This is a genomic window from Streptococcus timonensis (assembly GCF_900095845.1).
In the GTDB taxonomy this organism is placed as follows: domain Bacteria; phylum Bacillota; class Bacilli; order Lactobacillales; family Streptococcaceae; genus Streptococcus; species Streptococcus timonensis.
In genome coordinates this window covers 197,608-211,217 of sequence record NZ_FMIX01000003.1, presented here as the reverse complement: position 1 = coordinate 211,217, position 13,610 = coordinate 197,608, and the positions used below count along the sequence as shown (strand labels likewise).

The 13,610-nt window shown below is 37.3% G+C and carries 17 protein-coding genes and 1 pseudogene; 3 read left to right on the top strand and 15 right to left on the bottom strand.

The features are described 5' to 3' along the window. Positions 1-3: 3 nt before the first annotated feature. From BQ2679_RS02085 to BQ2679_RS02035, 11 genes are all read right to left on the bottom strand, one after another. Complete coding sequence (locus tag BQ2679_RS02085) at positions 4-2,508, bottom strand: ATP-binding protein (protein ID WP_075565686.1); 2,505 nt, start codon at positions 2,506-2,508, stop codon at positions 4-6. Positions 2,509-2,521: 13 nt separating this feature from the next. Beyond that, the gene (locus BQ2679_RS02080; RefSeq protein ID WP_049503699.1) at positions 2,522-2,932 is read right to left on the bottom strand and encodes a conjugal transfer protein; all 411 of its coding nucleotides are present in this window, start codon (positions 2,930-2,932) and stop codon (positions 2,522-2,524) included. A gap of 2 nt (positions 2,933-2,934) precedes the next feature. After that, positions 2,935-3,159 (bottom strand): TcpD family membrane protein, encoded by a 225-nt coding sequence (locus BQ2679_RS02075; protein ID WP_003005585.1) that lies wholly within the window; start codon positions 3,157-3,159, stop codon positions 2,935-2,937. A 9-nt stretch (positions 3,160-3,168) separates the two neighbouring features. Next, on the bottom strand, positions 3,169-4,164 hold the full coding sequence (locus BQ2679_RS02070; protein WP_049522777.1) for a conjugal transfer protein: 996 nt from the start codon (positions 4,162-4,164) through the stop codon (positions 3,169-3,171). An 11-nt stretch (positions 4,165-4,175) separates the two neighbouring features. Beyond that, positions 4,176-4,733 (bottom strand): conjugal transfer protein, encoded by a 558-nt coding sequence (locus tag BQ2679_RS02065; protein ID WP_049522778.1) that lies wholly within the window; start codon positions 4,731-4,733, stop codon positions 4,176-4,178. Between the two features lies 1 nt (position 4,734). Next, positions 4,735-4,968, bottom strand: a complete 234-nt coding sequence (locus BQ2679_RS02060; RefSeq protein WP_000456042.1) for a hypothetical protein — start codon at positions 4,966-4,968, stop codon at positions 4,735-4,737. 14 nt (positions 4,969-4,982) lie between these two features. After that, on the bottom strand, positions 4,983-6,215 hold the full coding sequence (locus tag BQ2679_RS02055; protein WP_075565684.1) for a replication initiation factor domain-containing protein: 1,233 nt from the start codon (positions 6,213-6,215) through the stop codon (positions 4,983-4,985). A gap of 234 nt (positions 6,216-6,449) precedes the next feature. Then, positions 6,450-7,589: a tyrosine-type recombinase/integrase gene (locus tag BQ2679_RS02050; RefSeq protein WP_045593954.1), complete on the bottom strand. Its 1,140-nt coding sequence runs from the start codon at positions 7,587-7,589 to the stop codon at positions 6,450-6,452. Beyond that, positions 7,576-7,779 (bottom strand): DUF3173 family protein, encoded by a 204-nt coding sequence (locus BQ2679_RS02045; RefSeq protein WP_000998327.1) that lies wholly within the window; start codon positions 7,777-7,779, stop codon positions 7,576-7,578. The genes BQ2679_RS02050 and BQ2679_RS02045 overlap by 14 nt, the downstream gene beginning before the upstream one ends. Further along, positions 7,776-8,768: a replication initiation protein gene (locus BQ2679_RS02040; protein ID WP_075565682.1), complete on the bottom strand. Its 993-nt coding sequence runs from the start codon at positions 8,766-8,768 to the stop codon at positions 7,776-7,778. Before BQ2679_RS02040 ends, BQ2679_RS02045 begins: the two co-directional genes overlap by 4 nt. Before the next feature lie 225 nt (positions 8,769-8,993). Then, positions 8,994-9,176 (bottom strand): hypothetical protein, encoded by a 183-nt coding sequence (locus BQ2679_RS02035; protein WP_000204837.1) that lies wholly within the window; start codon positions 9,174-9,176, stop codon positions 8,994-8,996. A 248-nt stretch (positions 9,177-9,424) separates the two neighbouring features. On the opposite strand from BQ2679_RS02035, the gene BQ2679_RS02030 reads away from it, so the two are divergent. The 3 genes and pseudogenes from BQ2679_RS02030 to BQ2679_RS10565 all read left to right on the top strand — a co-directional run. After that, entirely contained in the window at positions 9,425-9,766 is a 342-nt protein-coding gene (locus BQ2679_RS02030; protein ID WP_075565679.1) for a helix-turn-helix transcriptional regulator, read from the top strand. A gap of 61 nt (positions 9,767-9,827) precedes the next feature. After that, the gene (locus tag BQ2679_RS02025; protein WP_075565676.1) at positions 9,828-10,340 is read left to right on the top strand and encodes a GNAT family N-acetyltransferase; all 513 of its coding nucleotides are present in this window, start codon (positions 9,828-9,830) and stop codon (positions 10,338-10,340) included. Positions 10,341-10,404: 64 nt separating this feature from the next. Further along, positions 10,405-10,503: pseudogene (locus tag BQ2679_RS10565) on the top strand (ClbS/DfsB family four-helix bundle protein); the annotation flags it as partial. 188 nt (positions 10,504-10,691) lie between these two features. Here the strand turns inward: BQ2679_RS10565 and BQ2679_RS02015 are convergent. From BQ2679_RS02015 to BQ2679_RS02000, 4 genes are read right to left on the bottom strand one after another with little or no spacing between them, the layout of a single operon-like run. Then, positions 10,692-12,380, bottom strand: coding sequence for an FtsK/SpoIIIE domain-containing protein (locus BQ2679_RS02015; RefSeq protein WP_075565674.1), 1,689 nt, complete (start codon positions 12,378-12,380; stop codon positions 10,692-10,694). Positions 12,381-12,393: 13 nt separating this feature from the next. After that, positions 12,394-12,855 (bottom strand): conjugal transfer protein, encoded by a 462-nt coding sequence (locus BQ2679_RS02010; protein ID WP_075565671.1) that lies wholly within the window; start codon positions 12,853-12,855, stop codon positions 12,394-12,396. Positions 12,856-12,876: 21 nt separating this feature from the next. Further along, positions 12,877-13,173 (bottom strand): hypothetical protein, encoded by a 297-nt coding sequence (locus tag BQ2679_RS02005; protein ID WP_000622652.1) that lies wholly within the window; start codon positions 13,171-13,173, stop codon positions 12,877-12,879. Between the two features lie 34 nt (positions 13,174-13,207). After that, positions 13,208-13,390 carry a hypothetical protein gene (locus tag BQ2679_RS02000; protein WP_075565669.1) on the bottom strand — a complete coding sequence of 61 codons (183 nt, stop codon included), beginning with the start codon at positions 13,388-13,390 and terminating at the stop codon, positions 13,208-13,210. Positions 13,391-13,610 lie beyond the last annotated feature (220 nt).

Here is a 13,610-nt window from a genome sequence, read left to right as displayed (position 1 = left end):
CTCCTAACTAGCGTATTTATTTTCAAGACTTGATGATACCGTAGCTTTCATTGGTTTTAGAAGCATATCAATATCTTCAAAGATATTGTGTACGGAAATCATATTGAGATTGCCATACACGTCATAGTACAGGCATTGACCAGAGATCATATTATCAATCCATTCGAGATTGCTTTCAGTGACTTCTAGATTGACGTGTTTTAGGATATCTTCTCGTTCTGACTTTTCATAAAAGGCAAAGATGGTCCCAAATCCAGTTGTATCATCGTCATTTTCTGCATCATGTACAGATTGAGTAATCAGTGCCAGAGTATTATTTTTGGAGCGTCCAATCCGACGCATATTTTTGATAACGGCTTTTCCTTCTGCGGACTTCATAAGAATCCACGCTTCGTCAAAGAATTCAATGGTATCTTCATTTTCATTTCGTTCTCCAAAGTGGGTACAGAAGGCACCAAGCGCAAACATGAGGGCAATAGAGTTGCGTTCATGATCTGAAATTTTTGTGGAATCGTCCTTTGGAAGTTTGAGGTTATTGACCTCTAGGATAGTTACTCGTGATTCATAGTTAAGTCCTTGAGTGGTCCCATCTGAAAAGGCTAGTTCCAAGATAGAGTTCGTCACAATTGATGTCAGATAACGACCAACTGAAGCAATTTCAGAGGAAGTAGAGTCTCTCAGAACTTTTAGGACGTGTTTAAATCCGACCTTCTCACCAGCGACTCGTTTCTCCACAATCGCATTAATAGCTTCTGTGATAGCTGTTTTCTGATCCATCGTAACATCATCTACGGCTTGTAGTAGAAACTCAAGCATGTTTTTTGCGACCTCTACAGCTTGTTCTTTATCTAGAACGACAATAGGATCTAAAACTCCGTGGTTTGATGGAAGCGAGCTATCTAGTGTCACAAAGTTAAAGTTCTCAATCTGTTTCTTGCGTTCAGGATAGAGACGTGCAAATTCAGGTGAGTTGATCACTTCTTGATAGTGATTTCTAAGTTCACGTTTAGGATCAATATAAAGGGTTTTGACATTCTGCAAAGCTACACTTAAAAAAATGATTTGAGCAAGAAAAGATTTCCCTTGACCTGTTGCCCCCGTAATAATGATGTGTGGGTTCTTGGTAATCTTTCCAGCGATATCTTCTTTATTTCCGACTGTCGCATTATAGAGGACAATGTTCTTTGAGGAATCGATGGCTTTCGCAATATTGTCCCAACGACCTGTCCAGTTATCTACTCGGCCAATATACCAACCGATACGGTTTCCAGAAGAAGTATTTGTGAAAGGCATGAGTTCTGAAAATCCACGAGCTGTGACCATATGTGTCCAAGTGCGAGTTTTCTTTTGGAGGTTTTCTCCATAGAGCAGAGCTTGAAAGAGATAAGGACCGTCTTGAGAGGCTTCACTAATTTCAACTCCCATATCATCAAAGTAATTCAATACCACTTGTCGTCTTTGACGGAGTTGGTTCACACTAGAAGCAGATACGATAAGATAGGCTCCATATTCGATGATGTCTTCCTTGTTTCCGACTTTCTTCATTAAGTCTTTTAGGGAGATAGATCCCATGATGATCTCGTCTTGTTGGACAGTATCGGTATTTTCTGCCTCTTCCATAATGTTTCGATAACGTGTATTCGAACGTCCCATTCGACCCTTGATTTTACCAGTATCAATGAATTCTGCTTTGATTCGTAGCTCTACGGGAAAGTTTAAACGTTGGATAAATTCGCCCAGATGAAAACCGTTGAATTGAACAGGAAATTTACCTACAGGAAGAATTGTCACAAAAGAAGATCCATAGGGGCTTTCTAGTTTGAGGAAGCCACCTTTTAAGACTTTGATCAAGGTGTCCGTGATATTGAATTGAGCACGATTGGCGAGTACCTCCTTCTTGTAGTGAGGAATATAGCGGAGGTATTGCATCCGCTGGTAATAAAAGAGTTCTTCATTAGATAAACGCTTTGCCCGAAGGACGGAGAAGGCTTGAAAAATAGTAAATTCATCACTTTTATAGTCTTCATACCAGGTGGGACTTAATTCATATTCATAGCCCAGACCCTTGGCTATTTTTTCAGTGAACTCATTAAAGCTCTCATAGGCCAAGTCTTTGACGGTAGCTCCGTGATTTTGTTTGCGTAAGGTCACTCCAACAACCCAGTCAAATTGATAAGGGATCTCCATTTCATCCGTTAGACGATCCACCGTGTAAAGAAGTAGTTCTTCTCCTAGTTCACGACTGTCATCTGCTAGAGCATCTGAAAAGTCTCGCATTTTCTCTTCTAAGAGATAGTCTTTAGGGATCAGAGATATTTCAAAGAACTTGTTTTTCTGGAGCTTTTTCATCATTTGAGCAACAGTGATTTTATGTTTGCCCTTTTTTTCATCATCTGTAATGGTGATGGGAGTGTTAGGAATACGATAATAAGCAACGACTGTTTGATCTTTTTTGAGAGCTAGATTTTCATGTGTTTCCCTAATAGGATAGGTTAAAGTAATACTCATAGGTCCTCCTTTTCTATAGATTTGTTTTTTCAAAGACAATTTCTTCTACAGGCTCTATCCGATCTTCATGGTAGATAGCTTTTTTATTGATTTTAAAGTCCCAGAAGTAAATCAGGTAATCTCCAATAAAGACGTGCATCTTTTTACCGTGTGGTTCATATTCAGTATAGAACTTGGCCAATTTGTAAGGGAGATACCAATAGAGTAGCAATGAAATTGAGTGAGTGATTTTTGCGAGTGGCACAAAGATAAACCCTCCAAAGAGTAACATGGCCACAAAAACGATGATAAAGACAATGAAAAAGGACAACTGCATGGGTGTCGCAAAGTACCATAGTCGAGTGCCCTTTTTTGTCTTGATTTCTTGGATCCAATAAGGAGCATTTAGGCCCTTACTGTAATCATAAAGTCTTTCTTCATTCATACTTAAAGTCCTGATTCAATACCGAAGAGTCGTAGGAACCAGCCGACTGCTTTTAGGATATCTTGTCCTTTCGCAATGGAAACAATAACGGCATAGAAACCAACGACAGAGAAGAGTTGAAGCCAAGAGCTGTTTCGCCAAGCCTTGATCGCTAAGAGCACGGCAATGGCTGTCAGGATCCAAATTCCATCGCCCTGGAGGAAGGTTCGTAGATTGTCTGTATTCATAGAGTTCTCCTATTCTTTATCATTTGCATAGTTCAGTGGAATGGTGTGTTCTAGTTTTGTGACATAGTAGGTCTTTTCTTTTTCTGAGAGGGTAAAGGTGAAGTTTTCCGAGTGAGTGGTTCCTCCGACCTCAAAGGTTGCTTGGACATATGCGATGATGTTTTTTCCATCTTTTTTAAGATAGGTATAATCAATCGTTTTGAAGGTGGTATTGGCTATAATATCCACATCCTTAGCAATCAGATTGAGGTTGTCTTGGTTAGTAGTATAGTTGGTAAAGAAGACTTTGAGGAATTTTTCAACTTTTTTACGCTGACCATCTGAAAAGTGGTCGTTAGCGGTTAATTGAAGCTGATCGTCTTCGCTAAAGTGTCCAGCTTGTGAGGATTCAATGGCAGAAAACCAAGGAAGGCCAGAAATATAATATTTCCCATCTTTTTCATCAAATGGAATATTGAAGCCTGTCACAATTTCCTTTTCTTCCGTGTTATTGTCCCGACGGATGGTTTCCTTATATTTGATCTTATAAGTCGCAACTTTTCCTTCTACAGTCACTAACTGAGAATAGAGAAGTTCACTAGGATTTCGAACTTGACCTTGAGCTTTCACATCAGGAATGAAGTTGTAAAAGCTATTTAAGTATTCCACTTGAGCTTGTTGTTTATCCCCTTCTTGTGGAAGAGTGAAATAGGCATAGACGTAGTCATTCAAGTAGTACTGGAGTTTGTAGTCATATTTTCTACTAGACTCCATTGGCTGTGCCTTTTGTTTTTTAGTAGCCTCCACTTGAGCTTGTAGTGCTCCTACTTTATTTGATAGTGTGATAGCACGAATAGAACCCAAGAGACCAACAAAAAGGAGGAAAGCAATTCCTCCTATGACTGCAATATTGACGGTCTTTTTATTGGTGACTTTTAGTTTTGGTGGACCTCCTTTTTTCTCCACCTTTTTAAAGTGTGAGAGGTATTCTTTTGCTTGAAGCAAGTATCGTTTGGCTTTATCCATAGATCCTCCTTTTAGAGAGCAGCAAGTTCAATGAGCTTTGAGCCCTTTGCATAGAGTCGCTTATTGGCTTTTTCGATCTCGCCGTTAATGTAATAGTAGCCTCGCAACTCAGTTTGGAGTTGTTCGATCAAGTCAGGCTTTAGGTCTTTGGCTTCTTCTTTTTTTAGGAGACTATTTAATTCTCCAGCTTTGGTCCAAGCCTCTCTGTGATCTTTCTTTTTAAGTAATTCTCCCAGTTCATTCGTGACTTGAGAGACTTTCTTTTCAAAAATAGTTTTAGTGGCCATTTCAATTTCCTTTCTAAATGTTTCTTGGTTTTCTTTGATGGTCTTTTGAATATAAGCAATCAGTGAGGGGCGCATTTTCTTATTTACGCTCAACACTTGACCATCTAGTGTGAAACAGGCATGTTCATAGTTATAGAACCCTCTACTATCTGGAAGATCTTCTGTGCACCTGCCAGCACATTCGTAGTAGAAGTCCTTGCCTTTTCGTAAGAGGATATACATATTCCAGAATTCGTGTTCTGGAAGAAGCAGAAAGTCTGCTTGATAAATCTTCTTTAACATCTCAAGAAGCCTCAAGCAGATCATCGTATCCTAGAGCTTGGTAGATAAAATCTGAATCAAACCAGAGCCAGTCATTGATTTGTCCTTCTGTTGGCGTATCACCAGAGAAGATATCTTCACAAATGACAGTTAGGGTATCTACTCCACCACGTTCACGGACGGTGTTTAAGGTCGTTAGTCCACCGGACCAGGCTTTAAAGTTTTCTAGTGAATTGATTTGAACTTTGTATTCCATGTAGCTTTTCCTTTCTAGTGTTCATAGTGTTTATTAGCTTTGAGAAGTCGTAACATGGCTTTTCCTCGATCTGTTATTTCTCCGCTGTTCTGAATCATTTTCATGTATTCTGTTTGCAGGATTTTATCTGCTTCGGTGACTAGTGCAAGGGAGTTAGCAACTTGATAGGTCAGCCAGCGAATCGTTCTCTCAATACTGTAAGGCTGTGGATTGGTTGAGAGTTTCAAGGGTTCGACTCCTCCAAATAGCCGTTGCCATTTTTCATCAGGTTTATAGGCTCCGAAACGAGTAACTCCATCATAGACTTGGATTTCTTTATTGACGATTCCTCTAGCGATTTCTCCGAGGTCTACACCGTTGATGTATTCCTCCACAATACCTTGCGCTTTCTGATCTGAAAAACGCAATTCATAGCGATTCCAGATACCAAAAATCTCCAAGGATTCGTCCAAGGAGATGTTTTCCATTCTAGCTATTTCATAGCGCTTTTCATAAAAGTTGAAATAGAGTTGACTTTGACGGCTCCCAAAGTAAATGGACAAGCCGTGATTAGCTTCCATGTCTTCATTATCTGTGAAAGATCCACCACCCGTGATATTCCATTTCTTGATCGTGTCTAGAACAATCTCTTTGGAATAGAGTTTATCAATCAATTTTGGAATCTGAATTTGTTCGTCCTCGTGACCATACCCTTTATAGAGTTCATCAAGAGCAATATCGAGACGCTTTACACGAACATCTTCATAGGAATAAAGAATGTTTTGAAGAAAGATCTGCCAAGTGATTCCCTTGTCTTCTAGAAGCAATTCCAACTCACGGCATCCTTGACCAGATAGTTGGACACAAGTTTGGTAGTCATTGGTCACAGACTTATCAAAGAAATCAAAAATCCAGATATTTCCTCGTTGCCATAAGTGGGTATAGTTCATGAGACGGGTTTCTTGATCTGTAAATTCGCTTAAGTGACAGTGAAGGAAGTTTTCACAGAAAGCGTCTAAATCCTTTAATCTAGGAAAGGTCAATCGAAGATAGTCGATCTGAGCCCGAAGACTGTTTTTATCGCAGTCTTGATAGTAACCAAGTTTTTCTTTAAGTTCTCTAAACTTATCAATCGTCAGTCCTCTTTCGCCTGTTTCATAAGAGCGGTAGGTTCTTGTAGGTAGATCAACAGCTTGTGCAAATGCTTTTTGACTAAGTCCTGTTTGTTTTCTGAAATTCTTAATATGAAAAGGACTAATTTTGTCCATTCATCGCAACACCTCTTTCTAACAAAGTGACACACTTTTTTGACGAAAGTGACACACTTCATAAAAATTGAAAACCCAACTCCCATAAGGAATGAGGAGGGGTGGACTTGGCGTTTTTGCCAAATGTAACCCCCCTATTAGAAATAGTGGGAAAATATGAAAAAAAGCCCTTTAAAATGAGGCTTTTGAGGTGTATTTCTTTTTTTTGGTAGCTAATTTGGTAGCCAAATAGATTTAGTCGATAAAATCACTTGATATGAGATTGAGTTTATCTGTTAATTCGGAATCAGCGTTTGGGTATAAATGACTATAAATACTAAGTGTAGTTTTGACATCAGAATGACCCAATCGTCTTTGAATATATAGAGCATTTACGTTATATTCATTAATGAGTAATGATGCGTGAGAGTGTCTCAAACCTTTGGGTTGAATGTATTTAACACCTGCACGTTTAGAGTATTTTATAATCTGGTCTCTAATACTACGCTTACGATATGGATTTCCATCAAGTGATAGAATGAATGGTATCTTGTCAACTTTTGCTTGTCGTTCTTTCCATTCCTTAAGTACGTTTAGAGTGTTATCATCAAGCCCAATGGTTCGTCTGGAGCTTTCCGTTTTTAGTTTGTTACGCCGAACCCAATTTTCACGGTTTATGTACTGTAAGTTGTGATTGATTGCTAGAGTTTTCTTTTCAAAATCTACATCTTCCCAATAAAGAGCAGTCGCCTCATTTACACGCATTCCCGTAAAATAATATAACCAAAAAAGTGTATAAACAAAGTGCTCAAAATAACTCTTTTTATCAAGTGATTGTATTACTTTTTGGAACTCGTCTTTTGTCCAAAAATCTATATGTTTTTTTATGATTGGAATTGGACTGATATTACTTGTGGGAATTTCATGAAAAATCAACCCATATTTTTTCGCAGTTTTCAAAACTTGATTAAGCAATGTCATCTTGTTTCTTGCATATGAATTTGAATATCTCTCTAATAAACCGTTTCTATAATTAATCACATCATAAGTAGTAATTTCTCTAGGTTTTTTCTTACCAAAGTATTGAATAAATTCATCGAATATAACTTGACGTCTGTGTTCGAGATCCGGACTTGTTGTAGCGTAATAATTTGGCATAAAAACTTCTTCCATAAACTGCTTAAAAGTCCATTGAGTATGCTTAATTCCTCCTTTTTGTTGTATCTTATTCAAGGCTCTTGTACGTGCTTCAAAGGCTTCTTTTGCGGTTTGAAAACCACGTCTACGTTCTTGATAAGGTTTACCAGTAGCTAGGTCAACTCCAGCTTTAAAATAATAAGTATATTTGCCAGTCTTATCATCTTTCGTAACACCGGTATATCTAGTTTTTGACATGTAGTTCCTCCAATCCAAGTATCTCTGCTACAACTGATACTGGAACTGTTCCAAGTCCTTTATTATTATAAAAATCGAATCCACGTTCAACCATAATATGTTTTGCTTGCCGTAAAATATTATAAGCAGTCCATTTTGAAAACCCTAAGTCCATAATTTCTTGTACTGTCATAGTTAGTTTATCGTTCATAAGTCAATTTCTCCTTTACTAGTAAGTTCTAGGAATTCTCCTATTAATTGTTTGAGTTCATTATTTAATCGTGGGGTTTGTTCTTTAAGTGCATCTTGTAGTTCTAAAGAAAATGAGCTACTATCAAATGCTTTTAGGTGTTTTCTAAGTCTGGTCTTTTTCACTCTAATAGTATTAGGTTTGAGGTAGGGGAATAATTCGGGTAAGAGTGCTGGTTCATGAAGAAAAATATAGGCAAATGCTTTGCTATCATCTGGAACACTCGAAAGACTAAAGAAGCTAAAATTCTCCAATCGTTTAGAAATCTCTGAAATGGTTTCTTCATTTATAGCCTTTGTCCGAAGTTGGAACTCTAATCGCCACCAAAAAGGCTTACTCTCTATATTTAATTTATCAGCTCTTTTATGACTTAATACCTCTATATTCTTATCGTACAAACGTACTTGAACGTTGCTACCACTTGCACCCCAGTATTTACTTTCTATATTTCCCCCTCTACCGTAGAATATTTTATGACTAACCCCTCCTTTGATATGTTGTAAAAAAACTATTTCTGGCCTATTGAAGATATCAAAAGCAAGATCTAATCGTGACAGTCTAATTTCTAATCGATTTAATCGAGCGTAATTCATAATCTGCCTCCACACTTGTAACCCCTCAAATTCTTTTAGTGAGTTTGGGTTGAAGTCTAGGCGTATGACTTGATAACCACCATAATCCGATAGTTGAAAGAAAATTAGATTTATACTATCTTCGTTTATCGTTTTATAAAGAGTAAAATAGTCTTCTCTTAGATTTTCTTGAATACTAAATTCTTGAATTATATTATCGAGTGATTTTCGTAATTCACGAAATATTCGTCTAAGTGATTGGTTCTCACTATCAAAGATTACTGTTAATCTGTCAATACTGATATAAATAGATTTTTCTAGTTCTGATAAATCTACTTTATTTTGATATTCTCGTAGAGATTGAATGGTATTTTTCAATGTAACGCCTCCTTTCTATGCTTAAAATCTGCGTAATTCGTTGCTACTATTGATTTTTGCCAATGGCTCGTTACTTAGGACGTTGCCTTAAGTGTATCGGATTGCTGGCTGTTAGAAACGCCAGCTTTTATGTTAGAGATTGGGAGAACTTCGAGCTTCGGGCGCTCTGCCTTCGGCTTGCGCCCTTGCACTTGTCTCCCAATCTCTAATTTATTAGTTTTTAAACTACCCAAAATACTTGTCTAGAAAACTCGAGAGCAGTTCAAGTGCTCGAAGTTCAATTTCTTCGTCTCGAATATCGTTAAATACATCATCATTTACTTGAATATATTCTTCTAAACTAGGCGAATAAAAAGAATGAGTATTGTTAATTTTGTTGTTTTGAAATGCCAATTGTGTTGATGTCATAATATCCTCAATCTAGCCATATCTCACTTTTTATGGACTTTTTATTACCATTTTGGTATAATTGTATTGGTTTTAAACGAAAGCCTCAGAACGCTTTGCAGAGCTTTCTGGGGTGTTTTTGCATACTCATAAATTTAACTAGTATCACTTATTTTGTATGCTTTGTTTTTATATAACCGTTTTGGTTATATAAGTATAATACAACCATTTTGGTTATAAGTCAATAGAAAAACGAAAGGAATTTTAAAATGTTAAAAGACAATATAAAAAAAGCCCGACTAGATGCAGGACTTACTCAATTAGAAGTTGCTGAAAAGTTAGGTGTAGCTCAAGCCCAGTACGCTAGGTGGGAAAACGGAGGGAGAAATCCGAAAGATGAAACAGTAGAAAAATTAGCTGAAATCTTTGGTACATCTTTTGAGATTTTAAAAGGACGTGATGACGGACTAGAAGAAATTGTTAGTTTATTGAGAGAGTATGAACTAACCGAAGAAGACAAAAAAGAAATTATTACTTTTTTAGAAAACTTTCTTGCTAATAAGAAAGAGGCTCATTGGAAAAGAGACCAAAATTTAAGAGATATTTTGTAAATGTCACTTTGTGTGAACATGAGTGAATTTGAGTTTAGAGAATGATAGGAGATTGTTTACAATGATAAGTTTAGAGTTGATGTCTGAAGAAAATAGCATAGATGTTTATTCTTTTGAAAAAGAAAATAGAGAGTATTTTGAGCGAAGTTTACCTCCTAGACCAGCTCACTATTTTGATTCAGAAAGTTTTAAAGAAATTACAAGGGAATTGTTAAGGGAACAAGAGAATCATGACGTCTACATGCATCTTATTAGAGATGCACAAGGTATTATGGTTGGAAGAATCAATTTAAGTGTTTTAGGGAAGGATAGAAAAACAGCAGAACTTGGATATAGGATTGGAGAAAATGTTACTAATTTAGGATATGCCAGCGAAGCGGTTAAACTCGTTTTAGAAAAGGCCTTTACTACTTATGGTTTACATAAGATTATCGCGGGGACGGCAACGTACAATCTGGCTTCTCAGAGAGTGCTTTTAAAAAATGGTTTTACCTTTAGTAAAATCATAGAAAATGACTTTCAAATGAATAACGAGTGGATTAATACGGCAGTATTTGAGATAAGGAATCTATAGCATCATCATTACCAGACGTTTGCCAAACCTCAACATTTCTAGTAGACATTCGTCTACTTTTTTAAGTGTACTTGGTTCGTATTTTGTAAGCACTACTTCAAGTCATTATGATTGGGCGATGAAGAAATTAAAAGCACATCAAAAAAATTGTAAGAAAAAATAAGCAGATATGGTATCTTTTTGGTAGCTAAACAGACAAAATATCTTGTTTTTTGCAAATAATACTTAAAAAGAATGTTGATTTATCAGCATTCTTTTTCGTTTCAAATCGATTCTCGGAATTAGAAAACGGGGGTTGAAGTTTCATCATGGCCTAGAGACTTCGGGCTACGGTCTGCGCCTGACCTGCGGTCAGGCTTGCCCTTGCCCTTGTCCTAGCCCATGATGAACAATCGTCGCTTCAACTGCTTTTGGATAAGACCTGCGTCCTCCCTCTTCAAATTGAGCGAGGATTTCAAGAAGAAGTTTTTCTTGAAAAGGATCCACTAGAATAGCGGATACAGTCCGTTCAAAGATGATCCCTTGTTCTGTTAAGAGATAGATAATCTTGCGCAATGTTGGCATTTTAAGATTTTGTTCGTCCGCAAATTCCTTGAGTGGTCGTTTGTTTGATTCGTTTTCTATGGTCTCCTCTTCCTCTATAGGATCAATTGTTTCAAGCGGTGGTTTATATTTTTCAAATACTGAGAATTCTTCTCCTTCAAACTCCATAATCGGAATGTTAGAGTAGGCATCGTAGAAGGAAAAGCCTTGATCAAGCGGTACATAAGGAGAGAAAAACTCACCAGCCAGCTCCCCATTATTTGCGATATAGCCCCGTCCTTTGACCTTGACTCCATTAATTTCATCTAGCTTTTTAAACTCTTTGGTTTTATTAGCATCTCCAAACATCATGTCATATCCTGTTGATTCTAAATGACCGACGGAGAGACGCTTCATAAAGTTATCCCGAAGAGCTGTTTTAATAAATTCACCATCGGGCCGTTGCATAGCAAAGATGATAAAGACTCCAGCTTGACGCCCTTCAAGAACTAATTGTGAGAGATATTCCATGAGTTCTGACTGTTGGCTATAGTCACGGTCAATCTTGGCCATGAGAGCTGCCCACTCGTCCACAAGAATGAATTTTGGTTTCATATCATAGTGAGTGAAGTTCTTCCCAGCTTGAAATTTTGGCGAAGTAGACATACGTTCATAGCGTTTTTCCATGAACTCTACATTCTCTTTAAAACAGTTGATGATATCTTCCTTACTGGTGTAGACTCGACCATGAAAGACTGGAATTTTTCTTAATCCAGCTAGATCCGAATTCTTTGGATCACAGATATCGACAAAGCCGACTTTAGCTAGTGCATAGATTATGGTCATGAGAACAACGGTTTTCCCTCCACCAGTTCCACCACCGATGAGAAGATGAGGTTCTTCAATATAATCCCAAGATACATCTTTCATGAGCTGGAGTTTTGAGCCCTTGACTTTTACTTCATCGATGGTGATTCGGCTATCAATTCGGTTAATAGCAATTTCATACTTGATAAAGCGATTATCAAAGGTTTTATTACGAAAGTCCCCGTTAAACATGACTTCAAGCGTAGCTCCTAAATTTAAAAAGCGATCTTGGAACTTATTACCCTCTAGAATGAAACTCACTTCAATCTTGTAGCGAGACTGCTTGATATACACTTGAGGCAAGGTGATTTTTTCAATGATCTTGTTTTCACGTCTAACCTTTTTAACGAGATAGAGGTTATTCTCTAGCAAAAAGCGAGAAAGTATTCGAAGGCTATTGAGCTTTTGAAAAAAGAGCATCTTTCTGTAGCAAACCCGATTAATAAACCAAGAGAGAAGCAAAGAAAAGAGAAGCCCAGCTCCTAGAAAATAGCCTTGGGGTAAGGGATGAGATTTTAATTCTTCTAAATGTAAGTAGCTGTAGTAACTAATAGCCAACAAAAAAGGAAACCACCAGATAAACCATGTGATTCCCTTTAGTTTACGATGAAAAACTCGAACTCTTTTTCCACGATAGGTAAAGAGTTTCATCCTGCATCACCTCCTAGTTTTCTTTCTTATTTTCTACCGGTTTGTTTTCTTTAGACGGTGCGCCTCCAGCTTTTTTCTTGATTTTAGAAGCAAAGAGCTTATAGATATCATTACGATTGACGTGGGTATGAGTGATAACAATATCTTCCAATTCAACCTCTTCTCGGTATTTAATACCTAGGTCTTCAATTTCAGACTCAGACATATCTGCGATAGTGAAAAAGAGGGTTTCATGCTGGACAGAAGAATGAATTCCTACAACAATTCCACGAATCTCACCTGTATTAACTTGTACAAATGATCCATCAGGATTTCGTTGTGAACGATCCACTTCAAAGATGATATCAGGACCTTCAATGCCTCGGAAAGACAGTTTTCCAAGGACAGCTGGGACATCTAGTCCATCTGTAATGACACGATAAGTCTTGTCAGCAATTTGTAGTTTTTCTCCGTAGTTTAATCCAATTTTAGCCATGTGATTTTCTCCTTTTATTTCTTATTTTTTAATTACCAATTTTTCCGCAAAGACATTGAGATAAGGTGCAACAGTATTGCCATTTAAAGCAGTGTCTGGGAAAAAGATTGGGTTAACTGCTTCTACTAGAGAATCTTCTGGAAAGACTGTTGTAGAAGCTGGTGTGATGACATGAAAGGCACCGTGCTCTGCGCTGTTTAGAATGTGACGTTGGTATTTGCCTTCTTTTCCAAAAATAAATTTAGGAGCATTTCCCAAACGTTCGTAGTAAGCAGGGCCAATAAATTCTGGTTTCATTTTAAGTGTTTCTGAGATCATAAGATTTTCCTTTCTGAGAGTAAAATAAAAAGAGTTAAGCTAGTTGCTTCACTCTTGAGTAATAGTGATTAAAAATTTTGCGTTTATACATGCGACTATAGAGATCAATATCTCCATAAGCAAATCCTGTTTCTTTTGCCTTAGAAACCAAATGATCTATATCTACCAGGGCTTGACTATATAGTTTAGCTAGTAGACTTTCTGAACTATCAAACATCTCATAAGTAAAGAGATAGTTTTCATAGAGTCGCTTACATTGTAATGCGAAAAAAGTTTGTCATATCATTCTCCTTTATTGTAAAAGTAAAAAGCTACTAAGTGAAAAAAGGAAAGAACTTAGTAGCTTGAGAGTAGGTCTATCTTATTAGATAGACAGCAGTAAAGAAAAGTTATTTGGTTGGAAAGATCCCTCTTTCCACGGTGGCAACGTTTAGCAA